General features: G+C 64.3%; 27 protein-coding genes and 1 pseudogene. 12 read left to right on the forward strand and 16 right to left on the reverse strand.

Annotated elements, in window-relative coordinates:
• Positions 1-20: 20 nt before the first annotated feature.
• Both AB0O52_RS05320 and AB0O52_RS05325 read left to right on the forward strand, forming a co-directional pair.
• On the forward strand, positions 21-1445 hold the full coding sequence (locus tag AB0O52_RS05320; RefSeq protein ID WP_364534435.1) for an AMP-binding protein: 1425 nt from the start codon (positions 21-23) through the stop codon (positions 1443-1445).
• Positions 1408-2655: a thiolase family protein gene (locus AB0O52_RS05325; protein WP_364534438.1), complete on the forward strand. Its 1248-nt coding sequence runs from the start codon at positions 1408-1410 to the stop codon at positions 2653-2655. Before AB0O52_RS05320 ends, AB0O52_RS05325 begins: the two co-directional genes overlap by 38 nt.
• Here the strand turns inward: AB0O52_RS05325 and AB0O52_RS05330 are convergent.
• From AB0O52_RS05330 to AB0O52_RS05345, 4 genes are all read right to left on the reverse strand, one after another.
• Positions 2652-3275 carry an energy-coupling factor transporter transmembrane protein EcfT gene (locus AB0O52_RS05330; RefSeq protein ID WP_364534441.1) on the reverse strand — a complete coding sequence of 208 codons (624 nt, stop codon included), beginning with the start codon at positions 3273-3275 and terminating at the stop codon, positions 2652-2654. The two genes, AB0O52_RS05325 and AB0O52_RS05330, sit on opposite strands and share 4 nt — an antisense overlap.
• The gene (locus AB0O52_RS05335; protein WP_364534444.1) at positions 3272-4006 is read right to left on the reverse strand and encodes an ABC transporter ATP-binding protein; all 735 of its coding nucleotides are present in this window, start codon (positions 4004-4006) and stop codon (positions 3272-3274) included. The genes AB0O52_RS05330 and AB0O52_RS05335 overlap by 4 nt, the downstream gene beginning before the upstream one ends.
• A gap of 34 nt (positions 4007-4040) precedes the next feature.
• The gene (locus AB0O52_RS05340) at positions 4041-4655 is read right to left on the reverse strand and encodes a biotin transporter BioY (protein WP_364534447.1); all 615 of its coding nucleotides are present in this window, start codon (positions 4653-4655) and stop codon (positions 4041-4043) included.
• A 153-nt stretch (positions 4656-4808) separates the two neighbouring features.
• Positions 4809-5585 carry a hypothetical protein gene (locus tag AB0O52_RS05345; RefSeq protein WP_364534449.1) on the reverse strand — a complete coding sequence of 259 codons (777 nt, stop codon included), beginning with the start codon at positions 5583-5585 and terminating at the stop codon, positions 4809-4811.
• Positions 5586-5856: 271 nt separating this feature from the next.
• Between AB0O52_RS05345 and AB0O52_RS05350 the strand changes: the two genes are divergently transcribed.
• On the forward strand, positions 5857-7455 hold the full coding sequence (locus AB0O52_RS05350) for an ABC-F family ATP-binding cassette domain-containing protein (protein ID WP_364534452.1): 1599 nt from the start codon (positions 5857-5859) through the stop codon (positions 7453-7455).
• Between the two features lie 44 nt (positions 7456-7499).
• Here AB0O52_RS05350 and AB0O52_RS05355 read toward each other — a convergent pair whose 3' ends face one another.
• From AB0O52_RS05355 to AB0O52_RS05375, 5 genes are all read right to left on the reverse strand, one after another.
• Positions 7500-7943, reverse strand: coding sequence for an SRPBCC domain-containing protein (locus AB0O52_RS05355; RefSeq protein ID WP_364534455.1), 444 nt, complete (start codon positions 7941-7943; stop codon positions 7500-7502).
• A 67-nt stretch (positions 7944-8010) separates the two neighbouring features.
• Complete coding sequence (locus AB0O52_RS05360; RefSeq protein WP_364534458.1) at positions 8011-8496, reverse strand: YbaK/EbsC family protein; 486 nt, start codon at positions 8494-8496, stop codon at positions 8011-8013.
• Positions 8480-9334 (reverse strand): SURF1 family protein, encoded by an 855-nt coding sequence (locus AB0O52_RS05365; RefSeq protein ID WP_364534460.1) that lies wholly within the window; start codon positions 9332-9334, stop codon positions 8480-8482. Before AB0O52_RS05365 ends, AB0O52_RS05360 begins: the two co-directional genes overlap by 17 nt.
• Positions 9335-9613, reverse strand: a complete 279-nt coding sequence (locus tag AB0O52_RS05370) for a hypothetical protein (RefSeq protein WP_364534462.1) — start codon at positions 9611-9613, stop codon at positions 9335-9337.
• A complete protein-coding gene (locus AB0O52_RS05375) occupies positions 9610-10098 on the reverse strand; it encodes a DUF3099 domain-containing protein (RefSeq protein ID WP_364534464.1) in 489 nt (162 codons plus the stop codon). The genes AB0O52_RS05370 and AB0O52_RS05375 overlap by 4 nt, the downstream gene beginning before the upstream one ends.
• 174 nt (positions 10099-10272) lie before the next feature.
• On the opposite strand from AB0O52_RS05375, the gene AB0O52_RS05380 reads away from it, so the two are divergent.
• A complete protein-coding gene (locus tag AB0O52_RS05380; protein WP_234749389.1) occupies positions 10273-10998 on the forward strand; it encodes a beta-ketoacyl-ACP reductase in 726 nt (241 codons plus the stop codon).
• An 88-nt stretch (positions 10999-11086) separates the two neighbouring features.
• A complete protein-coding gene (locus AB0O52_RS05385) occupies positions 11087-11836 on the forward strand; it encodes an SDR family oxidoreductase (RefSeq protein WP_364534466.1) in 750 nt (249 codons plus the stop codon).
• 81 nt (positions 11837-11917) lie between these two features.
• Here the strand turns inward: AB0O52_RS05385 and serB are convergent, their stop codons facing one another.
• A complete protein-coding gene (gene serB, locus AB0O52_RS05390) occupies positions 11918-12811 on the reverse strand; it encodes a phosphoserine phosphatase SerB (protein WP_364534468.1) in 894 nt (297 codons plus the stop codon).
• 124 nt (positions 12812-12935) lie between these two features.
• Between serB and AB0O52_RS05395 the strand changes: the two genes are divergently transcribed.
• Genes AB0O52_RS05395 through AB0O52_RS05405 form a run of 3 tightly spaced genes read left to right on the forward strand, consistent with a single transcriptional unit; the run spans position 12936 to position 15426 of the window.
• Positions 12936-13721, forward strand: coding sequence for an ABC transporter ATP-binding protein (locus tag AB0O52_RS05395; RefSeq protein WP_364534470.1), 786 nt, complete (start codon positions 12936-12938; stop codon positions 13719-13721).
• A 19-nt stretch (positions 13722-13740) separates the two neighbouring features.
• Entirely contained in the window at positions 13741-14526 is a 786-nt protein-coding gene (locus AB0O52_RS05400) for a sulfite exporter TauE/SafE family protein (protein WP_364534472.1), read from the forward strand.
• A 6-nt stretch (positions 14527-14532) separates the two neighbouring features.
• Positions 14533-15426 (forward strand): RNA methyltransferase, encoded by an 894-nt coding sequence (locus AB0O52_RS05405; protein WP_364534474.1) that lies wholly within the window; start codon positions 14533-14535, stop codon positions 15424-15426.
• Between the two features lie 186 nt (positions 15427-15612).
• Here AB0O52_RS05405 and AB0O52_RS05410 read toward each other — a convergent pair whose 3' ends face one another.
• The 4 genes from AB0O52_RS05410 to AB0O52_RS05425 all read right to left on the reverse strand — a co-directional run bounded on the left by AB0O52_RS05410 (position 15613) and on the right by AB0O52_RS05425 (position 19220).
• Positions 15613-16326, reverse strand: a complete 714-nt coding sequence (locus AB0O52_RS05410; RefSeq protein ID WP_364534476.1) for a YoaK family protein — start codon at positions 16324-16326, stop codon at positions 15613-15615.
• 260 nt (positions 16327-16586) lie between these two features.
• The gene (locus AB0O52_RS05415; RefSeq protein ID WP_364534478.1) at positions 16587-17159 is read right to left on the reverse strand and encodes a flavin reductase family protein; all 573 of its coding nucleotides are present in this window, start codon (positions 17157-17159) and stop codon (positions 16587-16589) included.
• A gap of 2 nt (positions 17160-17161) precedes the next feature.
• Positions 17162-18208 carry a methionine synthase gene (locus AB0O52_RS05420; protein ID WP_364534481.1) on the reverse strand — a complete coding sequence of 349 codons (1047 nt, stop codon included), beginning with the start codon at positions 18206-18208 and terminating at the stop codon, positions 17162-17164.
• 19 nt (positions 18209-18227) lie between these two features.
• The gene (locus AB0O52_RS05425) at positions 18228-19220 is read right to left on the reverse strand and encodes a DUF1852 domain-containing protein (protein WP_364534484.1); all 993 of its coding nucleotides are present in this window, start codon (positions 19218-19220) and stop codon (positions 18228-18230) included.
• A gap of 123 nt (positions 19221-19343) precedes the next feature.
• On the opposite strand from AB0O52_RS05425, the gene AB0O52_RS05430 reads away from it, so the two are divergent.
• The 4 genes and pseudogenes from AB0O52_RS05430 to AB0O52_RS05445 all read left to right on the forward strand — a co-directional run bounded on the left by AB0O52_RS05430 (position 19344) and on the right by AB0O52_RS05445 (position 22076).
• Positions 19344-20285 carry a LysR family transcriptional regulator gene (locus AB0O52_RS05430; protein ID WP_364534487.1) on the forward strand — a complete coding sequence of 314 codons (942 nt, stop codon included), beginning with the start codon at positions 19344-19346 and terminating at the stop codon, positions 20283-20285.
• A gap of 87 nt (positions 20286-20372) precedes the next feature.
• Positions 20373-20498: pseudogene (locus AB0O52_RS05435) on the forward strand (TrmH family RNA methyltransferase); the annotation flags it as partial.
• Positions 20499-20639: 141 nt separating this feature from the next.
• Complete coding sequence (locus AB0O52_RS05440) at positions 20640-20897, forward strand: type B 50S ribosomal protein L31 (protein WP_009358283.1); 258 nt, start codon at positions 20640-20642, stop codon at positions 20895-20897.
• 90 nt (positions 20898-20987) lie between these two features.
• Positions 20988-22076: a biotin/lipoate A/B protein ligase family protein gene (locus AB0O52_RS05445; protein ID WP_364534490.1), complete on the forward strand. Its 1089-nt coding sequence runs from the start codon at positions 20988-20990 to the stop codon at positions 22074-22076.
• 12 nt (positions 22077-22088) lie between these two features.
• On the opposite strand, the gene AB0O52_RS05450 is transcribed toward AB0O52_RS05445, so the two are convergent.
• Positions 22089-22706: a hypothetical protein gene (locus AB0O52_RS05450; RefSeq protein ID WP_364534493.1), complete on the reverse strand. Its 618-nt coding sequence runs from the start codon at positions 22704-22706 to the stop codon at positions 22089-22091.
• Positions 22707-23219: 513 nt separating this feature from the next.
• Entirely contained in the window at positions 23220-25859 is a 2640-nt protein-coding gene (gene pepN, locus AB0O52_RS05455) for an aminopeptidase N (protein ID WP_364534496.1), read from the reverse strand.
• Positions 25860-25877: the final 18 nt, after the last annotated feature.

Raw genomic sequence — 25877 nt, forward strand, 5'->3', positions numbered from 1 at the left:
GCAGAGGCTAAAATTCGATGATGCCTTTCCTGGACAAACTTCAGCTTTGGGCCGATGAACGCCCCGACGACACTGCCGTCGTCGTTGGCGGCAAACGGCTCAACTGGGCTGACCTCAGGGACGCCGCAACCTTGCGCCTCGGGGAGACGCCCGCAACGACGGTACTCGCCGAGGCCAATTCCCTCGGGTTCGTGGTGGCGTACGCGGCCGCTGTGGCCGGCGAGCGGCGCTGCGCCGTGCTCGACCCGTTGTGGCCGCAGGCCATGATCGACGAGGTCACGCAGAGAATCGGACAAGCCGGGCCCGCCGCCGCACAGACTTCCGCCACGGGCCCGAAGACCGCCGGCGACGAGCTGTCCGACGGCCATCCCGACACCACGTTCCTGATCGGCCTGACCTCCGGAACCACCTCCGTCCCCAAGGCCTTCACCCGTACACGGCGTTCGTGGCAGGTCTCATTTGACGCCTCCATCGAATTCTTCGGGCTGACACCGGAGGACAGGACACTCGCGCCCGGACCGCTGGCCGCGAGCCTGAACTTGTACGCACTGTCGGAATGCCTGTATGCCGGAGCGGCCTTCCACACCACGGAGACTTTCGACGTCGGGGATGTCCACGCAGCCATCGCTTACGACGGCATCACCCGCCTGGTCCTGGTGCCCACCACGCTGCGCCTGTTGAGCGAACGCGGACTGGCCGGAGGCGTGGACGCATCCGGCGTGCGAAGCATCATCTGCGCAGGCTCGAAGCTTGACGCCCGCACCCTCGAGGCCGCCAGGCGTTGGGCGCCCAATGCCGCGATTTTCGAGTACTACGGTGCGTCCGAACTCAGTTTCGTTTCCGGAACGCGCCTCGCTGCCGGGGAACCGCTCGACGCCGGCGGCACGGGAATCGGCGGACCGTTTCCCGGCGTCGAACTCAGGATCATGGACGACGACGGCGCGGAGGTCCTCGACGGGACCGACGGAAACATCTGCGTCCGCTCCGGCATGGTCAGCAATGGGTATTTGTGGGGCGACGACGGCCAGGCGCTGCGGTGCTTTGACGGGTGGTACACGGTGGGGGACCAAGGCCATATGGACTCCGGTGTCCTGCATATCCTCGGCCGTCGGTCCGACATGATCATCACCTCCGGCAGGAACGTCTATCCCCATGAGGTGGAGCTCGCCCTGGCATCGGTCCCCGGGGTCTCGGCGGCGGTCGCGGCCGGGATGCCGGACGAAGTCCGCGGCCAGAAAGTTGTCGCAGGAATCGTTCCGGCCTACGGTTCGGTGACGGCAACCCAGGTCAAGACCGGCCTGGACGGTTTGCTCGCCCGGGACAAGCGACCCCAGCGGTATTTCACGCTGTCCGAATTGCCCGTGACGGACCGCGGGAAGGTCAGCCGCCAGCTGTTGCTCGACTGGATTGAGCACAACGATCCGCGGGCGAAACCCCTTGCCTAGCCGCGAGCCGGGCACCGGGCTGGACCCTTCGCGCCAGCCGGTGATCATTGCCGCCCTGCGCACGCCTATTTGCCGCGCCAACGGACAATTGAAGTCGCTCCGCGCCGAGGAGCTCCTCGCCCCGGTCCTGCGTTCACTCCTGGCGGCCACGGGTGTTGCCGGTTCGGACGTCAGCGACGTCGTGATCGGCAATGCGGTGGGCGGAGGCGGAAACCTGGCCCGGTATGCCGCATTGCAGGCGGGACTGCCTGTGGGCATTCCCGGACTGACCGTGGACCGGCAGTGCGGTTCCGGACTCGACGCCATTGCCCTGGCGTCCCGGCTCGTAGCCGCAGGCGGTAACGGCGTCTTCCTGGCCGGGGGAGTGGAGAGCATCAGTACTGCCCCGCTGCGTGCCCGGCGAAACCAAGACCCCGACGGCGAGCCGGACTTCTACACCCGCGCCACCTTCGTGCCGCCTGAGTTCGGGGACCCGGACATGGGGGTGGCCGCTGAAAATGTGGCGCGGGAATTCTTCGTCAGCCGCGAACGACAGGACGATTTCGCCCTCCGGAGTCACCAGCGGGCGGTCGCTACCACTGCTGCCGGGGCGTTCGCCGCGGAAATTGTTCCCTTGGAAGCAGAGGGCGCCGTAGTGCGCGCGGATGACGGACCCCGGGCATCCCTCAGGGCAGGACTCATGGCCCGCTTCCCGCCGGCATTCGTACCCGGCGGCACGGTGACGGCCGGAAACTCGTGCTTCGACGCTGACGCGGCCTCCGCCGTCGTTATCACTTCACTGGAGCGGGCACGGCAACTTGGTGCCGCCGACGGATTGCTCGTCCTGGGTTGCGACACAGCCGGCGTGGACCCGGAACTACTGGGTATCGGAGCTTCAGTGGCGGCCAAGCGGTTGCTGGCGGAGCTGGATCTTGAACCCGGAGAACTGGACCTCGTCGAATTCAACGAGGCATTCGCTTCGCAGACGCTCGCCTGCCTTGACGCGCTGGGAGTGGAACCGGAACGGGCGGACCTCGACGGCGGCGCGCTGGCCTTGGGACACGCCTATGGCGCGTCCGGGGCCGTCCTGGTGACGCGGCTACTGGCCCAGGCCCGCAGGATTGCCGAAGCGCAGCCGGGCCGGGAGAGCCTGGCGCTGGCGATGATCAGCAGCGCGGGCGGAATGGGCACGGCGGCGTTGTTCCGGTATTCGCAGTTGACGGGCGGTTAGTCTTCGGCGTCGCCAAGGCCGCGCGCGGCCAGGGCGTCGCCGGTCTGCCGCGCATAGGCAACCGTGGTGATGAATACCGGCAAGACCAAGGCGCGGGGATTGCGCTCAAGCCCCCGCGCCCGGGCTGAGTCACGGACATCGGAAAATGCGCCGGCAATGAACGGAAGGCTGCGCAGCATGATGGCGATGGTCAGCGCGAAGCGCTCGGGGTCCGCCCCGAAACGCTTGAACGGCTTGGACAGGGCAACAACCCCGTCCAGCAACGCCTGCACCGGAGTGGTGACCGTAAGTACCGATGCCGCGACGACGCAGACAAGCACATTCAGCACAATCCGCGCTGCAACGGGGCCGCCCAGCTGCCACCATTGGACGGCGCCGATCGCCACGAGGATGGGCGTCACGAGCCACACGGAATGCGCGAGCCGTTTGAGTCCCGCGCGGCTCAGCAGAAAGAGTCCGCACATCACGGCGAGGACCACTGCCGAGACAAGCCAGTCGACAATCAGGAACGATGCCAGCCCGCAGCCGGCAACCAACAGGAACTTGAGCCACAGGGGCGTGCGGTGCACGATCGAGTTGCCCCGCACATAGTTGGGGATCAGGACCCCGTGGACCCTCACGTGGCCTGCACCTTGTTGCCGGGCGCCGCGGCCCCTGCGCACAGCGCGCGGTAGTGTTCGACGGCGCCGGCTGCTCCGCCGTCGAACACTATCCGTCCGCAATCCACGACCAACGCGCGGTCCGCTTCGAGGGCAAGGTCCAGATCGTGGGTGGACATGATGATCTGCTGCTCAAGGCCCGCAAGCGTGCGCCTGAGCAGCTCCCGGTTGCGCAGGTCCAGCAGCGTTGAAGGCTCGTCGAGGACCAGTACGGCGGGATTCACGGCGAGGACGGCCGCGAGGGCGAGCAGCTGCCGTTCGCCGCCGGAGAGCTCGTAAATACTCTGGTCGGCGAGGTCCAGGAGGCCGAAGCGTTGCAATACGGCTTCGGCACGGGCTGCGCGCTCTTTGGAGTTCTTGATGGAACGCCGCAGGGAGAGTTCGACGTCTTCCCGCCCGGTCGGCATGACCAGCTGCGACAGGGGATCGGTGAAGACAAATCCCACCTGGCTGCGGACCTGACGAACGTCCCGCACGCTGTCTGCGCCGTTGACGCTGACGGCACCATCGCTTGGAGCCACCAGGCCGTTGAGCAGGCGCAGCAGGGTGGACTTTCCCGAGCCGTTGGCCCCGATGACCGCGATGCGTTGCTCCGTGAGTTCCAAGGAGACGTCCTGCAGCAAAGTCTTGGGCGCCGGGCTGCCGTCGATGGCCACGCGCACTGAGACGTCGCTGAGGGTGATGGTGTTCATGTACTGATTGTTCCTGCTTTATTTGACGCGGGCTTTATTTGACGCGGCGGACCAGGATGTCCGGGAAGGCCTTGTGGAGCGCGACGGCGATGATTGCCGCCAGGACGTTCTTGATGATGTCGCCGGGGTAGTAGGGCAGGTCGGCCAGGAATGCCTTGGCGAAGTCGAACTTGCCATTGACCATGAAGCCAAGCACTCCGAGGCCGTGGATGAGGACGATGGTGCTGATCATGGCGGCGGCAAACAGGAAAACGGCACGGTGCTTGACGGTTTTGCGGATCACGATCGCAGCCAGCCAGCCGGTGGCGGCCGCCGCGAGGGGGAACGCGATGATGTAGCCGGCCGACGGTGTGGCCAGGATACCGAGACCGCTGCGACCTCCGCTGAAGATCGGCAGTCCCGCGAAACCGAGCAGGGTGTAAAGCCCGACGGCGGCAAAGGCCCGCCCGCCGCCGAGCACGAGGCCGGTCAGGATGACAGTGAGGGTCTGCAGGGTGATCGGCACGCCGAGGGCGCCGACCGGAATGCCCGGAACAAGGGTCGAGGCGGCCACGAGGCCCGCGAATACTGCGATGAGGCCGATGTCCGTGGACGTCCAGCGGGTGCGGGGAGGGGTTCGTCGCGTGGAAGCGGTTTCTGTGCTGCTCATGGTGTGTCCTGTCTGTGCCTGGGGCGGAATGGATCCCTCAAACCGACACTACAGAGCGGCCTGGCACGGCATTTTGTAGGGTGTCCACGAGCAGCGCGGCGAGGCCTTGGCGCCAAGGTACAAAGAACGGCGGCCAGCGGCCGGAGTCTTTGGCTAAGCTTCGATCTCCTCGTCCGTCGGGGTGAAACCCGCGCGGTCCACCTTGCGGTGGTAGTGCATGCCGGCCAGTCCTCCCAGTGCCGCGGCGACGAGGGTCACTACTGCCACCACGACGGTGGCGATGATGCCGGTTGTGCTCAGATGTCCCTCATTCACGGGAATCCTCGGGAAGCTGTTCACGTTGGCGAGGATATTGAACCGCGGTCCGGCGACCAATCCCAGCAACGCCACCAGCACGGCGACGATGACTGCCCAAAACCAGACCATGAGCCCCTGCCTGACGCCGTTGAACCGGGCCATGCGTCCGGCGACGTAGCCGCCGCAGTAATAGGAAAGGAACAGGATCACCAGGAGAGCGATGATCCCCGAAATGCCGACGGTCTGCGACGACGCCAGGTTCACTGCGTCGCTGACGTTCGCGTTGTTGGCGAGTCCAACAGCGATCCCCGCCGCCGCCAGGAGCGCGACCAATAGCACGGCCATCCCCGTCGCGGTCAGCCAGCCGAAGAAGGCCGAGCCGATCTTGATTCCGCCGAACTGCTCCCTTTCGCGGGCGATGACCGTCTCACGGGTGGCGGCGTCCGGGTCGGAAGCGGCCGGAATCACGGGATAGCTGCTCGTTGTGTCGACATAGCCGTCCTCAACATAAGCAGGGCCAGCCCCAGGTACATCGGCTACCTGGTCCCGCGGTGGTTCGGCGGTGTACGGGACTTCATCCTGGCTCCGGTCCGCCCTGAGGTGTTTGCCATTGGATCCTGTTGCACTGCTCATCGAGAGCCTCCCTCGCAATCGTCCCATCGGATTCATCCCTGAGCCGCTATGCAGCGTTCCCTTCCGGGCCCTACCTTCACCTAACCACGCGCCGAAAATAGTAGCAAGGGTACTTACTATTTTGGGATCATCCGCGTGCACCCTTGTCGCTGGCGGGCGGGCGGGCTGGTGGGCGGTAGAATCGTAAAGGCCGTTTGTTCGGCCCCTCCACTTCAGCCGCGCCTTGACCTCCGGTGCTGCGGGTGTTCCCCATTGAAAGGCATCCCCCGAATTGATTACCGTCCAGGAACTCGAACTGCGCGCCGGCGCCCGCCTGCTCATGGACCAGGTGAGCTTCCGCGTGGACAAGGGGGACAAAATCGGTCTGGTGGGCCGGAACGGTGCAGGCAAGACGACCCTCACCCGCGTCCTTGCCGGCGAGGGACTGCCGGCGGCCGGCAAGGTCACCCGCAGCGGTGAGATTGGCTACTTGCCCCAGGACCCGCGGACCCCGGACATGGAGCAGCTTGCACGCGACCGCATCCTTTCGGCCCGCGGCCTGGACGTGGTGGTGGGCAAGCTCAAGCAGGCGCAGGCGGACATGTCCAGCGAAGACGTCACGGTCCAGCGCAAAGCCATGAACCGCTATGACCGCTTGGAAGCCGAGTTCCTCGCAGGAGGCGGTTATGCGGCTGAGGCCGAAGCCGCGGCCATTTCCTCCAATCTGGCACTTCCCGAGCGCCTCCTGAACCAGCCGCTCAAGACACTCTCGGGCGGCCAGCGCCGCCGCGTGGAGCTGGCCCGGATCCTTTACTCGGACGCCGAAACGCTCCTCCTGGACGAACCTACCAACCACCTCGATGCGGACTCCATCACCTGGCTCCGCGACTTCCTCAAGAGCCACCAGGGCGGGCTGATCGTGATCAGCCACGACGTGGAGCTCCTCGAAGCCACGGTGAACAAGGTTTACCACCTGGACGCCAACCGGGCGCAGATCGACTTCTACAACATGGGTTGGAAGCGGTACCTGCAACAGCGAGAGACCGACGAGCGCGCCCGCAAGCGCGAACGCGCCAATGCGGAGAAGAAGGCCCAGGTCCTCATGGACCAGGCGAACAAGATGCGTGCCAAGGCCACCAAGGCCGTGGCGGCGCAGAACATGGCGAAGCGTGCCGAACGGCTGCTCGGCGGCCTGGAAGCAGTCCGCGAGAATGACCGCGTGGCAGCCTTGCGTTTCCCGGATCCTGCTCCGTGCGGTAAGACTCCGCTCACGGCAGAGGGTCTGAGCAAGTCCTACGGCTCACTGGAAATCTTCACTGACGTGGACCTGGCAATCGACCGTGGCTCCAAAGTGGTCATCCTGGGCCTCAACGGTGCAGGCAAGACCACGCTCCTGCGGATGCTAGCGGGGGTGGACAAACCGGACACCGGCGACATCGTCCCGGGCCACGGGCTGAAAGTGGGCTACTACGCGCAGGAACACGAAACCCTGGACCACGAGCGCACCGTCCTGGAGAACATGCGGTCATCCGCTCCGGACATGAAAGACGCAGAGGTCCGCGGGATCCTCGGTTCCTTCCTGTTTTCGGGTGACGACGTCGACAAGCCGGCGGGAGTGCTTTCAGGTGGTGAGAAGACCCGACTGGCCCTCGCCACCATCGTGGCCTCGAGCGCCAACGTGCTGCTCCTGGACGAGCCCACCAACAACCTCGACCCTGCCAGCCGCGCTGAGATCCTCGGCGCACTGCGAAACTATTCCGGCGCCGTCGTGCTCGTCAGCCACGATGAAGGCGCAGTGCAGGCGCTGAACCCGGAACGCGTGGTCCTGCTCCCGGACGGCGTCGAGGACCACTGGAACGAAGACTACCTGGACCTCATCACCCTCGCGTAGGGTGCGGGTCGGGGCGTTTCCCCGTCAGGGCATTTCCCACGGCGTCAGGGCATTTCCCACGGCACGGAGGCTAGCGGGCGGCCGAGTTCAATGTAGCTTTTCAGGTTGGACAGGACCGCCGACCAGCCGCGGCCCGCAATCGCCAACTGCTCGTCGTCGGCGATGTTCCTGTGGTGGACGGTAAGCCGGGCGATACCGTCATGGGACTCGATGGTGAAGGTGACCACGTCGGGCTTTACCACCGCTGGAACCGCGGGATCCTCCCATGTGTTCACCAGGCGCGCCGGCGGTGTTGCTTCCAGGATTGTTCCCACGACGTCGGCCGTTCCGGAACCGTCCGTGCGCCGGTGTTCCCAGCGCGAACCTGCCTTCCAGTCCGAGACATTGGAGTGGCCCCAGTACTCGGCGCTTTGGTCTGAGTCCGTCAGTGCCGTCCAAATCTGGTCCGGGGTTCCTTCGATGTACGTGACGTAGGTGTATTCAGCCATGCTCACAGCCTAGCCCCAGGCCGGAGCGGATCAATGGGCCGGATCAATGTGCCCGCGGACTGCCGGCTCAGCGGACCTTGAGGGGCTGGGCTGCCGTAATCCGCTGGAGTTCGCCGTAACTGATGGAGAACATCGAGTTATGGTCGCCTGCGCCGGCCCAGAGCAGTGGATGCTCCTGGAGCGAAATGTCGAGGATGGTACGGATAGGCCGCGGATGTCCAAGGGGAGCCACGCCGCCCACGGCCTGGCCGGTGTGCTCCAGGACGAAGTCCGGGCTGGCCCGGCGGATCCTGGCTGTTCCCAAGGAGGCGGCGACCAAGGCAGTGTCCACCTTCGCGGCCCCGCTCGCGAGAATCAGCAGGGGGGTGCCGTCCAGTTCGAAGACCAGGCTGTTTGCGATGGCCGCGATATCGCAACCCAGCAAGGAGGCTGCCGCGGCGGCGGTGGGGACATCGTCGTCGAAGGTGCGAACCGTGTCTTGGGCGCCGGCCGCGGTCAGGGCGGACTTCACATTCAGCACGGGAGCCGGGACCATATCAGTAGCCTTGTGCATCCAGGATTGCGTCTTCCTCTTCTTCGGCCGTTGGCCGCTTTGATTTCCGTGGCGTGGGTGCCTTGCGACCAGGCACGGCGCTGATTTCTTCTTCCTCGTCCTCGGCATCAATCCGGGCATTGCGGGCCTGTTGCCTGGCCGCGTAACCGAAACCGACGAACATCAGCACACCGAAAGCGAACCACTGCAAGGAGTAGGAGAGGTGGGTGCCCTCATCCGTGGCCGGCTTAGCGAACGGCGCGGGCATCACCTGGACGGCGGGCGACTCTGTGGCGAGCTGCCCGTAGGCGCCGGTCATGATGGGATAGCCAAGCTCCTTGGCGTAGGAAGGAAGATCGATCGATGCCAGTTGGCCGTCCACGGCGCCGCGGCCCAGATCCGGTTCCGAGGCCTTCAAGCGGGCGACGACGGTGACCTCGCTGGCCGGAGGCGCCGGGATGCTGTCGGGGTGGCCGGGCGTCTTGTTGCCGATGGGCAGCCACCCGCGATCAATCACCACGGCTTCCCCGCTCGACAAACGGAGGGGGACCACTACTTCGTACCCGGGCTGGCCGTTGAGGGGACGGTTACGGACGACGCGTTGGCCGGAAACGTCATACCTTCCGTGCAGTTCCACTTGCGCCCATTCCTTTTCGGGGTCCAAGGACTGGAACTGCGCCTTGGCGGCGGAGAAGGGAACCGGAGTGGCCGAGTAGTTGGTGACCACGCGGTTGATCTCGGCCAACGTCTCTGCCCTGCGGTCCATTTGCCAGCGGCCCAGCAACACGCAGCCGGTGGCGAAGATCACCGCCAGGACGAAATAGCCCAGCCACTTGCTGGAAAAAAGAAAGCGATACATTCAGGAGGCCTCGCCTGGATCGGTTGTCTTCGCAAACGGTACGGTTTCTTTCCACAGGCCGCGGGTCTGCAGGTAGTCCTCCAACCATTTCCGGTGCTCCCCGCAGGACAGCCACACCTTGCGGCGCTCGGGGGTGTGGATGCGGGGATTGTTCCACAGGAGCTGCCACGTAGCCTCGGCGCGGCACGCCTTTCGTGAACAGACAGCCGCAGGCGTCGCGCCCCGGCCTGCCTGCTCCTCATTCTCCAGGCCAGGGCCGCCCATAGTGAAGATATTCATGAAGCCGCCTGTTCTTCCCCGCCGAGCGGGTATCGTTGCCTGCCGGCGCCGGGGTTGTCAACCGGTGCAGGGCCGGAAGGGTCCCGGGAGGCGGCGTCGTCCTCGATGAGTTCGCCCTCTAAAACGGTGACCGGAGCGGCCGGTTCCCCTTCTTCGGGTGACGCTTCCAGCTCCGCGGCCGGGACGTAGTCCAGCAAGGCATCACTGTGGACTTCGGCTTTGTCGCTGCCGTTGGCGATCACTACGGCAATCCAAGGCAGGAACACGGCCCCCGCGACGGCGATGATCTTGAACCAGCCATCAACTACGAATATGAGCAACAGGCACACCAGGCGGATACCCATCGCCAAGGCGTACTTGATCATTCGTTCGCGCATGTCGTCCGAGTGGGCGGCGGCGGCGTCGGTAATGCTGTGCACCACGGGGTCACCTGAAACGGCGTCCGGGTCCCCGGGCGCCCGCAGGGGACTGCTATCTCTTGTCACGGCTGATTCATCACGCTCCAACGGCTTCCCTCAATTCTCTCACCCCGGGACGGGCCTCCCAAACCGCGCCGGGCGCAGCTACCCGCGGCCGGGGGCACCCGGCGGCTAAGATCGATGCAGGAAATCACCCACTTTCAAGCGGCACAGTCCTGTCGCGGAACTCTGGAGAGCAGCATGTCTGAAGCAGTATCAACCGCCCGCAGTGTCCTCATCACGGGCGGAAACCGCGGCATCGGCCTGGCGATCGCAGAGTCATTCCTCGCCAACGGCGACAAGGTCGCCGTGACGTACCGCAGCGAAACACCCCTCCCTGAGGGCATTCTTGGCGTCAAGGCCGATGTGACCGACGAGGCCTCGCTTGACGCCGCGTTCAAGGAAGTCGAGGCCGCCCACGGGCCGGTGGAGGTGTTGGTAGCCAACGCCGGCATCACCAAGGACACGCTCCTTTTGCGCATGAGCGAGGACGACTTCACGTCTGTCATCGACACCAACCTCACAGGTGCCTTCCGGGTCATCAAGCGGGCCTCGAAGGGCATGATCCGCATGCGCAAGGGGCGGGTTGTGCTGATCTCTTCCGTGTCGGGCCTCTACGGGGCCCCCGGACAGATCAACTACTCGGCCTCGAAGGCCGGCATGGTGGGGATCGCCCGTTCCCTCACCCGGGAACTTGGCAGCAGGGGCATCACGGCGAACGTTGTGGCACCGGGTTTCATCAACACGGACATGACCGCCGAGCTTCCCGAAGACACCCAGAAAGCCTACTTGGCGAGTGTTCCGGCCGGCCGCTTTGCCGAAGCTTCCGAGGTCGCCAACGTGGTCCGCTGGATCGCCAGTGACGAAGCCGCATACATTTCCGGTGCCGTCATCCCCGTGGATGGCGGCCTGGGCATGGGCCACTAGGGCAGGGTTCCCGCTGGCATGATTGACCCGGGACTAAAAGAACTTGGATGGTTTGAACAAGTTGAACGATTTGAATAAAGGAGTACGAATGGGACTGCTGGACAACAAGACGGCAATCGTCACCGGTTCTTCACGCGGCATCGGCGCTGAAGTAGCCAAGATCCTGGCAGGCGAGGGGGCCGCCGTCGTCGTCAACTACCGCCAGAAGGCCCCGCGGGCCAACAAGGTAGTGGGCGAGATCCAGGCCGCCGGCGGTCGCGCTGTAGCCGTCGGCGCGGACCTGACCACCCAGGAGGGCGTCCAGGCACTGGCCAGCGCGGCCATGGAGGAATTCGGTTCGCTGAACGTCCTCGTGCTCAACGCTTCCGGCGGCATGGAGTCCGGCATGGAGGAGGACTACGCCCTGAAACTGAACCGTGATGCGCAGATCAACATGCTCAACGCCGCTGTCCCGCTGATGCCGGAAGGGTCCCGTGTGGTCTTCGTCACGAGCCACCAGGCGCACTTCGTCGAGACTGTTCCCACGATGCCCGAGTACGAGCCCGTTGCCCGCAGCAAGCGCGCCGGCGAGGATGCCCTGCGGGCCCTGCTGCCGAGCCTGGAGGAAAAGGGCATCTCGCTCGTGGTGGTTTCCGGCGACATGATCGAGGGCACCGTGACGGCGACACTGCTGGACCGCTCCAACCCGGGTGCTATTGAGGCCCGCCGGGCCGAGGCCGGCAAGCTGTACTCGGTGGAGGAGTTCGCCGCCGAGGTGGCAAAGATGGTCACGGCCGACGTCGAGAGCGGCCACACCGAGTACGTCGGCGGGGCCGACTACTTCGGCAAGAGCGCCTGATAGCTATTCAGCGCATAGAGGATCGGCCCGGGACTGGATTACCCAGTCCCGGGCCGCTTTTTCATGGCGCATGACGTCGGGCTAAACGCCGGCGATATGCCGGACCGCATCCAGGTACGGCATGTTGATGGCTGCGTCAGCTACCGCCCGGACGGCAGGCTTGGCGTTGAACGCGATACCGATGCCGGCGGCGCCCAGCATGTCGAGGTCATTTGCGCCGTCGCCCACGGCGATGGTGTGCTCCAGGTCGATTCCCTCGGCGGCTGCCCACTCGCGAAGGTACTTCTCCTTGGCGGCGCGGTCGATCACGTCGCCAAGGACCTTGCCCGTGAGGAAGCCGTCGACGATTTCAAGTTCGTTTGCGATCCAGTAGTCCAGCCCGAGTTCCTCAGCGATGGGCCGCAGGATCTGGTTGAAGCCGCCGGACACCACCGCCACCGCATGGCCGGCGGCTTTGAACGCAGCCACGAGTTCCGCGGCGCCCTCGCTCAGGCGCACCTCGGCACGGACGTCGTCGACGACGGCGGCCGGCAGGCCTGCGAGGACCGCCACCCGGGCGTGAAGGCTTTGCGCGAAGTCCAGTTCACCGCGCATCGCGGCCTCCGTGACGGCTGCTACTTCCTCGCGTTTGCCGGCGTGCGCGGCAAGCAGTTCGATCACTTCCTGCTGGATCAGAGTGGAGTCCACATCCATGATCAGCAGCTTTCGCGAGGCGTCACGCAGCGTGTCGGCGACGATCGCGGTGTCCATGCCCGGTGCTGCGGAGTCCGCGACCCTGCGCCGAAGGCCCGATAAGTCGGCGACGGTAGCCCCGTCAACGGCCAGGCTGATGGTGTAGACCCCGAAACGCTCGTCCCCCGAGCGCGACTCCGACGTGAGGGAAGCGCCCGAGCCGGACAGTACCTTTCGCAGGTGTTCAAGCTCCGAAGGGGACAAATTCACGCCATAGCTGACCGCGGTCAAGTTCGAACTCATGGCTGCAATCTTAGCGAGCGCCGAACCGCCGCCCGAACTTGTGTTTCGTTCAAGGCATCGCGCAATCTGTGTGACCGGGTTCCGGTTATCTATCGCCCCTGTTTTTGTCCTAGTGTCTACTCCTATGAGTGATGTTCTTGAATTGGCTTCCGTCAGCGTTGTCCGAGGTACCAAGACCCTGCTGGACAAGGTTGACTGGCAGGTCAATGAAGGCGAACGCTGGGTAATCCTCGGTCCCAACGGTGCCGGCAAGACCACTCTGCTCCAGATTGCCGCCGCCCGGATGCATCCCACGAGCGGGAAAGCCGGGATCCTTGACGAGACGCTGGGCCGGGTGGACGTCTTTGAGCTCCGTCCGCGCATCGGCCTTTCCTCCGCGGCCCTGGCCACCCAGATCCCGGAGCAGGAGAACGTTCTGAACGTTGTGGTCACCGCTGCTTACGGTGTGACCGGCCGCTGGCGGGAAGGATACGAGCGCGACGACGAACGCCGCGCGTTCGGCCTTCTCAACGAATGGGGGATGGGCCCGCTGTTGAACCGCTCCTTTTCCTCGCTTTCCGAAGGCGAGCGCAAGCGCGTGCAGATCGCCCGGGCCCTCATGACCGATCCCGAGCTGCTCCTGCTCGACGAGCCGGCCGCCGGCCTGGACCTGGGCGGACGGGAAGAGCTCGTCCATAAGCTCGGTGAGCTCGCCCGCGACGAGGACGCTCCCGCCATGGTCCTCGTGACGCACCACCTCGAAGAAGTTCCTCCGGGATTCACCCATGCCATGCTGCTTCGCGACGGCGGGGTCGTTGCGGCGGGACCCATAGGGGAAGTCCTGACCGCAGAACACCTGAGCAATACCTTCGGCCTGCCCCTGGACGTGACCGAAAACTCCGGCCGCTACACGGCCACCGCCCGCCACTAGGCCGGGGCGGCGAGAAACTGTGGAGATCCTTAGCGGCATCCTGATCTTTTTCGCGGGCTTGTGGGCCGGAACCATCAACACCGTGGTCGGCTCGGGCACGCTGGTGACGTTCCCGGTCCTCATTGCCGTGGGCTACGCACCTGTCACGGCGACCATCAGCAACGCCATGGGGCTCGTGGCAGGCAACGTGACAGGGGCCTGGGGCTACCGCCACGAGCTCAGGGGCCGGGGCCGGCAGTTGCTCAGGCTCTTGCCGGCGTCGTTGCTTGGCGGCATCACGGGCGCCTGGCTGTTGCTGCACCTCCCGGAGAAGGTCTTCTACTACGCCGCCCCGATCCTGATCGTGGTCGCGCTGATCATGGTGCTCTTCCAGCCCAAACTCCAACGGTGGGTCCAGGACAGGGCCGGCAACCCGGAGCACGCCATCCACGACAAGAGGCACAGCGTGGTCCTTGTGGTGCTGGTGTACCTCGCCGGGGTCTATGGCGGCTATTTCGTCGCTGCCCAGGGCATCCTGCTTGTCGGCATTCTGGGTATCTTCATGACCGGTACCATCCAGAACGCCAACGCCATGAAGAACATCCTGGTGTTGGCCGTCAACGTCGTGGCCGCGTGCTCCTATCTCCTGTTTGCCTTTGGCCGGATCGAGTGGCCGGTCGTTGCAGTCATCGCGGTAAGTTCATTGATCGGCGGACTGGTGGGCTCCAAAGTGGGACGGCGCCTGAAGCCCCTCGCGCTGCGCATCGTGATCTTCGCTCTCGGCATCGTGGCACTCGGCTTCATGATCGCCAACTTGCTGAAATAGGAACCCGTGACTTTCCACTACCTCGACTCTGCCGACGACCCGCGTGTTGCCGACTACACACAACTGACGGATGTCCACCTCCGCAAGCTCCGCGAGCCCCTCGAGGGCATGTACATTGCCGAGTCGTCCCGGGTCCTGCGACGCGCCCTCGCGGCCGGCCACCAGCCCCGGTCCTTCTTCCTGGCGGAGAAATGGCTGGAAGACCTCGACGACGTTTTCCAACAGTTCCCGGAGGTGCCGGTCTACATCGGCAAGGCTTCGCTGCTTGAGGAAATCACCGGATTCCATTTGCACCGCGGTGCCATGGCGGCCATGCATCGGCCGGCGCCGGTGCCGCTCGAGGAACTTCTCGCCGGTGCGCACCGGGTGGCGGGGTTGGAGGACGTCGTCGACCACACGAATGTCGGTGGTTCCAAAGTACAAGGGCCGGATCGGGCTCAGATGCAAGGACGATCACGGATCGCGGTCCTTGAGAACCTTACCGACCATACAAACGTAGGTGCGATTTTCCGGAGCGCCGCAGCCATCGGCGTCGACGCTGTATTGGTCTCACCCCAGTGCGCCGACCCGCTCTACCGACGTTCCATCCGGGTGTCGATGGGGACCGTGTTCCAGGTGCCGTGGACGCGGATCGAATCGTGGCCTGGGGACCTTGAGCTACTCAAGGAAGCGGGCTACTTTGTGGCCGGCATGTCGCTCGGCGAAGGGGCCATCACGCTCGACGAGCTGGTCGCCCAGGACCATCCGCATCTGGCGCTGGTCTTCGGCACCGAGGGGGAGGGGCTGAGACCTGAGACCGATCGGGTGCTCGACGCGCGCGTGACGATTCCGATGATGAACGGCGTCGACTCCCTCAACGTGGCTGCCTCGTCGGCGGTCGCCTTCTACGCGACCAGGTAGTGGCTGAGCGTGACGCACCCGCCCGCCCGCGGTGTCAGGAGCAATTGAAGAGCTGGAGATGCCCTGGTTTCTGAGGCGAAACCGCAGGTCAGCAATGCGGCGCCTGGACACATGTCGGGGAAGCTGTGATCGATTCCTGGATCGTCCGCGCTCCGTGGTGCGGTATAGCCGGTGGGATGTACCGCATCAATGCCAGCGGCGACTCCCCAGGACCGTCACAGCGGCAGTGATGGCGATGCCGAGGCCGATCGGGACGCTGAAATGGATCTGGAGCAGGAGTACTCCGCTGGCGGCCCCGGCGAACATAGCGAGGACAGCGCCCAGCCGTCGGTTGAGTAACCGGGGCCGTTGCTTGCCCACAAGTGATTCTCCGGCGAGGGAAGTCATGGTGGAAGTAATGACCACTGTGGTCATGTCTCGTACGCCCAAATGCCGCGCAATCAGGGCCTGGGAGCCCATGTGCATGGCGATAACGGCGGCAACAATGACACCAAGGGACTGCCGGCCGACGTCTTCCACGATGAGAGAGATGGCGGCGGTTCCCGTCAACAAGATACAACCCGCTGTGAGAAGGAGTGTGACCCTGCGGTTCCAGCCTTTCGGGCTTGACTGGAGCGTAAATCCGGCGACCGCCGCGCCGAGGAGGAAGGCGCCGAGTGCTACCAGTGGGCCCAAAGTTGGCAGGTTCGCCGCCCCGGCCAACGACATCGCAAGAATCACCACGTTGCCGGTCATGTTTCCGGTGAAGACGTGATCAAGTCCAAGGTAGCCGACCGCGTCAACCACACCTGTAACGAGCGTGAGGGCCATCATGAGCATCAGTCGGAACTTTTCCGGAGACGCATTTTCTTGCGGGGCAGAGGCGGTTTTGGTACCTGAGCTGGCTACGGCTGATGTCATGGTTTAAGGGATCCTTCATCGTGAGGGGTGGTTTCTATGACCACCCCTCGGACATGCTTGTGGGTGGTTTTAGATGGACTGGCTGGCAACTACGGCGATGCCGTCGCTCCGGGGATCTGCGCCGGCGGCTAGGGCGCCATCGTAGCGTCGACGTGCAATCTGTGCGTCCATGCCGCCAACCACGAAGTGCGGACGGCGGGAGTTATGCTTCCGCCGTCGTGAGCCGCCCGGCTTCCTGTTTCGCATTGTTGGCGCGGCGCTCAGCCTTCGAGCTTGGAATGCTCGCCCAGACGGTGCCATGAACGGTTGTGGTAGACCAGAGCGTCGCCGGGTTCGCCCGCTTGGACGTCACGCATCACGCGGGACTCCAGGGCGTGAACGGCGATGATTGTGGAGGTCCCCACCTCCATGCGATTGATGACGGCGCAGCGCACCCAGGCGCGGACATCCTCGTACACTGCTTCGCCGGTTGCAAGGGCCGACCAGCGGTGCGTCTGGTCAAAGCGGTCGGCGCCGGGGGTCGCTCCAAACTTCGCCAAGTCGACGTCGTGCGCGTCCAGCAGGTGCACGACGACGGTTTCGGCGCGCGAAAGCACCGCGGACGCAGAGGACAGTGCCGAGACCGAGAAAATCAGCAACGGAGGTTCCGCACTCACTGACACCACCGACGATACCGTCAGTGCCACCGGTCCTTCGCCTGCATCGGCCGTGATGACGGCGACACCTCCCGGGTGGCCACGGAACAGCGCCTTGAACTCCTCGGCCGAGAGGGAGGACGGAAAGCTTTGCTTCGGAGCCTCGAGCCAGGTGTCTGCGGGGTAGGCGTGAAACATCGCTATGACACCTTGGGGGCGGAGCGGGCGAGTTCCTCGCGAATGATGTTCGTCCCTGCGCTGAGAGCACTCAGCTTGGCCAGTGCGACATCCCGGGGGAACGGTGCCATGCCGCAGTTGGAGCTGGCGATAAGCTTGTCCGCATCCACGAACTGCAGGGCCTTGCGGAGGGTGTTGGCGACCTCCTCCGGGGTCTCGATGGTCTCGCTTGCGACGTCGATTGCCCCGAGCATGACTTTCTTTCCCCGGAGGAGCCCGATGAGGTCCATGGGCACGTGGGAGTTCTGGGATTCCAGCGAGATGATGTCGATGCTGGAGCTCTGAAGCAGCGGGAACGTTTCCTCGTACTGCCGCCATTGTGAGCCGAGCGTCGCCTTCCAGTCATTGTTCGCCTTGATCCCGTAGCCATAGCAGATATGCACGGCGGTCTCCGCACGAAGCCCTTCCGCCGCTCGCTCAAGGGCAGCCACGCCCCACTCCTTGACCTCATCGAGGAAGACATTGAACGCGGGCTCGTCGAACTGGATGATGTCCACGCCGGCCGCCTCCAGTTCTTTCGCCTCCTGGTTCAGGATCGTGGCGAACTCCCAAGCGAGCTTCTCGCGGCTCTTGTAGTGGTCATCGTAGAGCGTGTCCACCATCGTCATTGGACCGGGAAGAGTCCATTTGATCGGCCGGTCGGTGGCTGCGCGGAGGAACTTTGCGTCTTCGACGAATACCGGCCGCTCGCGGCGCACCGCTCCGACGACGGTCGGCACGCTGGCGTCGTAGCGATCGCGGATGCGCACGGTCTTGCGTTGTTCAAAGTCGACCCCGCTGAGATGCTCGATGAAGGTCGTGACGAAGTGCTGGCGGGTTTGCTCGCCGTCGCTGACGATGTCGATGCCGCGTCGGCTCTGCTCGTGGAGCGCGATCCGCAGCGCATCCTCCTTGCCCTCAACCAGCGCATCTCCCTCCAGCTTCCACGGTGACCAAAGAGTCTCCGGCTGTGCGAGCCACGAGGGTTTCGGCAGGCTTCCGACAACGGTGGTGGGCAAAAGTGTGTTCATGATTGTCATTCTCCGTGGGTCAGTTGACGAGAGCGGGGTGTTTGGCGGTCCACTGGTCCAACAGGTCCTTGTGGGGCGTGATGAAGTGTTCCTCCGTGTACTTCGCCTGCGTGATCGCGAGCTGACTGCGCTCGATGCGGTCGTAAGCGATCTGGGTGCGCGAGTAGTCCTGCTCTCCCAGGCTCGGTTGGTAGACGACGGCGGCGGCGGAGTTCGCGTTGTAGATCTCTGGGCGGTAGATCTTCTGGAACGTCTCCATGGTGCTGATCGTGCCGATGAGCTGCAGGTTGGAGTAGTCGTTGAGCAGGTCGCCGCGGAAATAGAAGGCGAGCGGCGCAACGCTGCCGCGTGGCATGAAGTAGCGAACCTGCAGCCCCATCTTTGCGAAGTACGCGTCCGTCAGCGAGAACTCGTCCTGCTGGTACTCGACGCCCAGGACCGGGTGATGGTTCTCGGTTCGTCGGTAAGTCTTGCTCGTGGAGACGCTGATGCACACCACTGGCGGCTGCGGGAAGCGTTCCTGGCATGCCGGGGAATCGAGGAATTGCTGGAACAGTTTGCCGTGAAGATCGCCGAAGTCCTCGGGAATGGTGGGCTTGCCAGAGGCCTCTGCTGCGGCTGGCAGTACTACGCTAAAGTCGAAGTCACGGACGTAGGAGGAGAAGTTGTTCCCCACGATCCCTTGGTGGCGGACCCCGTTCAACTGGTCGACGATCTGGATGTCGAGAACCTCGAACAGAGGGAACTGCCGGTCCGTACCTTCCGCAGTGAACTCTATCTGCACGGAGACGATTTCAAGCTCAAGCGTGTAACGGTCCCGGTCCGGGTTGTCCCAGCTTGCGAGATCGTTGAATCGGCGCCGAATCATGGTCAAAGCGTTGCGGAGGTTCTCCTGCCGGTGCTCGCCCCGTGCCAGGTTGGCGAAATTCGTCGTGATCCGCGAGCCTTCCGACGGGGAGTAGTCCTCGTCGAAGCGGGTCGTGGTGATGCTGAAGGTAAAGTCGTCTGCCATGAGCTGCCAATCCGTTGATGATGGGCCGGAGACGGCCTTTCAGAAGGGGACGTATCCATGGTGCAACCTTCCCGGGGGTATCGGGTAACTAGGCGTTACTATGCATTCATATAGACTTTTCCTATGGCACAGCTTTCGAGCGGACTGACCCTGCAGCAGCTCCGGTACTTCATAGAAGTTGCAGCCGAGGGGTCGATCTCCGCGGCTGCCGATCTTCTCTACGTAGCGCAGCCGACAATGTCCGCAGCGATGAAGGACCTTGAGGCCCGGGTGGGACGTGCGCTCCTGGTTCGCTCCGCCCGTGGGGTCACCCTGACCGCCGACGGGGCAGAGTTCCTCGGCTACGCGAGGCAGGTCGTCGAGCAGTTCGCTCTCCTCGAGCAACGCTACCTTGGCAGGCCACCGACACGACGTCTGCTCGGGGTATCAACGCAGCACTACTCGTTCGCGGTGGACGCCTTCGTCCGGATGGTCAAGGCCACTGAGGTGGCCGAATACGAGTTCTCGCTGCGTGAGTCCCGCACCTGGGACATCATCGAGGATGTCCGGACGCTCCGCAGCGAGATAGGCATCCTCTACCGGAACGATTTCAACCGGAAGGTCATCGATAAGCTGCTTCGGGAATCCGGACTCGCGTTCACTCCGCTTTTCCTCGCCGATCCGCACATTTTCGTTGCACGGAACAACCCGCTCGCCTTGAAAGTGCGTGCGAATCTCGATGATCTCGCCGGCTTGCCGCGGCTAACCTTCGATCAAGGTGCGAACAACTCCTTTTACTTCGCGGAGGAGATTCTCTCCACCTTGTCCAGCAAGCAGGAGATCCGGGTCTCTGACCGTGCGACGATCTTCAACCTCATGATCGGGCTCCACGGCTACACGATCTCGACAGGCATCATCAGCGGGGAGCTCGACCCGGAGATCGTCGCCATCCCGCTCGACGTTGACGAACGCATCGAGATCGGCTGGATCGGCCACGCCGCGATTCCGCTCACCGACCAAGCGCAGCGCTACCTCAGGGAATTGCGGGCCGTCGTCGCTGAGTTCGGCCTGGCGTTGCTCGACTGACTGCAGTTGGGTGGGCGGGTCTTTACCCTTTCGGTGATTGGACGTGTTTGTTGCAGCCGAGCGGGTTGCTGGTGCCGTATATCGCGGATGAGCCCGGAGACGCTCGCCGCCGTCGACGTCGCGGTAAAGATTCCCATGCGCGCGGGTGTCGACTCGCTCAACGTCGCTGCCGCTTCTGCCGTGGCTTTTTTGGGGTTGCGCCCGCGCGACTGACGCGGCTGGTTCAAGCAAGGTGCGGTTTCCGCTATGATTGATTGTTGGCCCGGCACCCGGAACCTGTTTTCAGTGCGCGGACCGAATCCATTCATACCTGGCAGCTGGCAAAATCCAGCTGCGTGAACAAAAGGTCCCATTATGAAGTCTGATATCCACCCGAAGTACGAAGCTGTTGTATTCAACGACCTGGCTTCCGGCGTCAAGTTCCTGACCAAGTCCACCGTGTCTTCTTCCAAGACCATCGAGTGGGAAGACGGCAACACCTACCCGGTCATCGACGTCGAAATCTCCTCGGAGTCCCACCCGTTCTACACGGGCAAGCAGCGCATCATGGACTCTGCAGGCCGCGTCGAGCGCTTCAACGCTCGCTTCAAGGGCTTCGGCGGCAAGAAGTAATCAACTTCACCTCCAAGCTTCTGTGAAAGCCCGCACCCGCCGGATCTTCGGCGGCTGCGGGCTTTTGCGTTTTCCGGCAGGATGGAAACCATGACTTCCAGCATGGCATTCCAACATGGCGACTCCCGGCTCCATGGCGAATACAAGGTACCCGGCGGAAAACTCGTCGTAATTGACCTGGACGTCGTGGACGGTCGGTTCGCGAACGTCTCACTCAGTGGCGACTTCTTCCTGGAACCGGACGAGGCGCTGATGGACATCAACCGGGCGCTCACGGGCCTTCCGGAAGGTTCGACGCCGGCAGAGATTTCCGCTGCCGTCTCCGCCGCGCTGCCTGCCGGCTCTGTCCTGTTCGGCTTTTCCGCCGACGCCGTCGCTGTTGCTGTCCGAAGGGCGCTGTCCAAGGCCAGCGGGTGGGCGGACCACCAGTGGGAGGTCATCCCTCCGTCGGTCCTTCCCACGCACCTCAACGTAGCGCTGGACGAGGTCCTCACGGAGCAGGTCGGCGCGGGACTTCGCAACCCCACCCTGCGTTTCTGGGACTGGGAAGAGCCGTCGGTAGTGATCGGCAGCTTCCAGTCTTTCCGCAACGAGGTGGATCCCGACGGCGTCGCGCGCCACGGCATCACGGTGGTCCGCCGCATCAGCGGCGGGGGAGCCATGTTCATGGAGGCCGGAAACTGCATCACCTATTCGCTCTATGTGCCGCAGAGCCTGGTGGATGGCATCAGCTTTGCCGACTCCTACGCGTTCCTGGACGCGTGGGTCATGGCTGCCCTGGAAAAACTGGGCATTACGGCGTTCTACGTCCCGCTCAATGACATCGCCACCGAGCAAGGCAAGATCGGCGGCGCCGCGCAAAAGCGCCTCGCCAACGGCGGCATGCTGCACCACGTCACCATGAGCTACGACATCGACGCCGACAAGATGGTCGAGGTCCTGCGCATCGGAAAGGAAAAGCTTTCCGACAAAGGCACCCGCAGCGCAAAGAAACGCGTGGATCCACTCCGCCGGCAAACCGGCTTGGCGCGGACCGAAATCATCAAAGCCATGCAGGAGGTTTTCACCGAGCGCTACGGCGCCACGGAGTCCCGCATCACCGACGCCGAATTGGCAATGGCCCGGGAGCGGGTGCAATCAAAGTTCGGCACCGAAGAATGGCTGCACCGTGTTCCGTGAGGGCTGCGGGGGCTATCCTGCGCGGTACGCATTCACCGCCTGCTCCAGGACCGGACTGTAGAGCGGCCATGAATCGGCGGGAGCCGCGACGATAAGGACGCTGCTGCCCTTGCTCCCCGCCACGATGCAAGCTATCTCACGGTAGCGGTTGTTGGCGACGCGGGTCATATAGCTGTCCTCCACGCAGGAACCCGTGCCTCCGCGGAAAGCCATTCCGCTTCGCCCGGCGATTTTGGTGGGTGGCGAGGAGTTCTCGTCGGCCAGGTGATCGAGCCTGAAGGCGTTCCAATTGTCCAGCGACTCGCTGCCCTGCCGGGGTGTGGCGTTGAGGTATATCCGCAGTTCGCCCGTTGGCGACGAGACAGTCGCGGATACGCTGCCGGGGTCGCTTTCCGCAGGAGCGGCATCGGGCGGGACGGAAAGGACCCCGGTGCCATCTGGAAGTTCCATGGTTCTCCACCCTGCCGGGGCCGCTGCTGCGTTGAACCACGCGAAGGGTGCTTCCGCGGACTGAACTGTGCGGGAATCCGGGCCTTGAACGGCGGAACTGCAAGCGGCGACGGCCATCATCGCCATAGCCGTACCCAGGGAGAGCCCGGCGAGCAGCGTTGTCCTATGGCGAGGCGGCACGCTACCGGTTTCCATCGCCGTCGTCCGGTCCGCCGTTGTCGTCGCCGTCGCGGTCGCCGCCATTGGGGTGCCGCGGGGGCGGCGGAACCATGTGGGGCGCCGCCGGTACCGGAGGCGGAACGACGGCGGGTGGCGCTGGGTGTGGCGGCACAGGGGCTGGCGGGGCCGGGGACGAAACCGCCGGCGGCGCGGTTGGTGTCTCCGTCGGGCTCGTCGACGGCGTTGTGGGAGTCGGGCTGTTCAGTGAAGGTGACGGCGCGCTTGGGGCGGGCGTTGTGCTCGCCGTTGGGGATGGAGGCGTTGCAGGCGCCGGAGCGGCCGGCTGTCCGCCGAAGCAGGCTCCGAGCAAAAGGGTGGTGCCCAGCGCTGCGGCGGCAAGCACGGGCCGAGGGAACTTCATGGTGACCGTCCTCAAGAAGGGCCCATGCGGAGCGCCGGGCTTGCATCTAAAGACGATGCCGGCGAGCTCCAGGTTCACCCCAGCCCGTCAACCCCGTATCGCCGGCTCCCGCGTCAGCCCCGCTGCGGCCCTGCGGCATCTTGTTGCGACGCACCGGCGGCTTGGGCCGTCAGCGCGCGGAACAGATGGCTGCGCTGCTCGATGACGATGCGCCGGAGCGCGCGCGGAGCTGCGGTGTGGGCGCTGAGCCAATCGTCCGTGCGTCGAAGCACCGGATGATCTTCCGGCGCCATTCCGGCCTGCAGATCCTGGGCTGAGGGGAACAGGCCCCGCACAATCCGGCCGGCTATCTCGATGCTCCGGGACTGCCAGACGTCCTCCAGGCAGTCGAAGTACGGTTCCGTGAAGCCGTCCAGGAGCCCTGAGGGGGCAAGGGAGAAACCTGCGATAGTCGCGCTCAGAATCTCGTTGGAGAGCCCGGTGTCGTTGACTGCGGCATTCCATGCGGCCGTTTTGACGGCGGCATCGGGACGGGCAGCTGCGGCCAGTGCATGGCCTTCGCGTCCGGCCGCGGTGTGGTCGAGGGCGAGTTCGGCATCCAATTCCGACAGCCCGGCCGCGCCGTTGGCTGCCAATGCTTGCCACAGGCTCCACCGGAGATCCGCATCCACCGTCAGGCCGTCCACTATGACGCTTCCGGAGAGAATGCCGCGGAAGAACTCGACGTAGGCGCTGTCATGCCGCGACAACTCTGCCAGGGTCCTTGCCCACGCGAGTTGCTGGTCTGAACCCGGTTCGGAGGTCCTCAGCTGCATCGCGCTGCTCGCCATCAGGCTCTCCCGCACCGCATCGCGTTGCGGAGCCGGAACGTAGCGCTCGACGGCGGTTACCGCGTTGCCCAGAACGTTGAGGAGGACACCGATTCCTGACTCGCCAGGGGCGAAGCGTTCGACGGCGGCGACGTACAGCGCCGCCGGGGTAACGGCGTCGCGCGCTGAATCCCACAGGGCTGTCCAGCACAACGCCCGGGCCATGGGATCGCTGAGCCGGTCCAAGGAGGAACGTACCGTTTCCTCGGACGCTGCGTCCAGGCGGACCTTGGCATAGCTGAGGTCGTCGTCGTTGACGAGGAGGAGGGCCGGGCGTGGCTTTCCCTCGACAGCCCCTACTTTCGTGCCGGCGCCTTCGAGGTCCAGCTCGACGCCCTCTGTGCGGAGCAACCGGCCGCCGTCGTCAAAGTTGTAGAGACCGATCCTGAGCCTGTGCGGGCGGTGTTCCTGCTTGCCCGTGATGGGGTCCACGGAGTCCTGGCGCAGGGTGACCGCCGCCATGGAATCGCCGCTCGCGGAGATGTCGGCTGCAATGGTGGAGATCCCCGAGGTCTGCAGCCACTGCCGGGCCCACGTTCCAAGGTCCCGGCCCGATGCCGTGCCCAGGGCTTCGAGGAGGTCGGCCAGTGAAGTGTTGCCGTACTCGTGATCTTTGAAGTACCGCCGCGAGCCGGCGATGAACGCTTCGAATCCGACGTAGGCCACCAATTGCTTGAGGACGGATGCGCCCTTGGCATAGGTAATGCCGTCGAAATTCTGTTTGGCGGCTTCCAGGTCCGGAATGTCGGCCACGATCGGGTGGGTCGTCGGCAACTGGTCCTGCACGTAGGCCCAGGACTTGCGTTTGTTCGCGAAATTCACCCAGGCGCTGTCCCAGTCCGTGGCCTTGTCCACGCCGAGGGTGCCCATGTAGTCGGCGAAGGATTCCTTGAGCCAGAGATCATCCCACCAGGTCATGGTCACGAGGTCTCCGAACCACATGTGGGCCATCTCGTGCATGAGGGTGTTGGCGCGGGCCTGGTATTGGGCATCGGTGGCCCGGGAGGTGAAGACGTATTTCTCCGTGAAGGTGACCAGTCCGGGATTTTCCATGGCGCCAAGGTTGTATTCGGGCACGAACGCCTGATCGTACTTCCCCCACGGGTACGGATAGTCGAAGAGATCGTTGAAGAAGTCCAGGCCGTTCTTCGTCAGCCGGAAAAGCTCCGCGGCGTCGAAGGACTCCTGCATGGATGCGCGGCAATAGAGAGCCAGCGGAACCTCAAGGCTCCTCCCGTCGTCGAACGCCTTGCTCCAGTGGTCCGTGGCGCGGAAATAGGGACCGGCGAGGACGGTGGTGATGTAGGTGGACATCCGCTTGGTGGTGGCGAAATCCCAGCGGCTCGTGGCCGGATCGCTCGTCAGTTGCGTCCGGGCGACCTCGGCGCCGTTGGAAGCCACGTGCCAGCCGGAAGGCGCCATGACGTGGAAGGTGAATTCAGCCTTCAGGTCCGGCTGTTCAAAATCCGCGAAGACGCGGCGGGCGTCCGCCGGTTCGTATTGCGTGTAGAGGTAGCACTGTCCGTCGGCAGGATCGACGAAGCGGTGCATGCCCTCTCCGGATCGGCTGTAAAGGGCGGTTCCGGTGACCGTGACCTGATTTTCGGCCTGGAGGTTGCGGAGGTGGATCCTGTCGCCGTCCACAACCTCGGCGACGTCGAGCCCTTTTCCATTGAGGAAGACGCTGTGTACGCCGCCGTGGATGAAATCCAGGAACGTGGAGGAACCAGGCTCGGCCGAAAAGTTGATGACGCTGCGGCTGGTGTACCCCGGCACGCCCGCATCGGCGGCTTCGCGGACGTCAAGGGAGACATCGTAGCTGTGGGTGCTGATCAGGGCTGAACGGGTGGCGGCCTCAGCGCGCGCCAAGTTGTGATTCGACACCCAGCTATCTAATCATGA

The organism is Arthrobacter sp. NPDC080073, assembly GCF_040686575.1.
GTDB lineage: Bacteria > Actinomycetota > Actinomycetes > Actinomycetales > Micrococcaceae > Arthrobacter.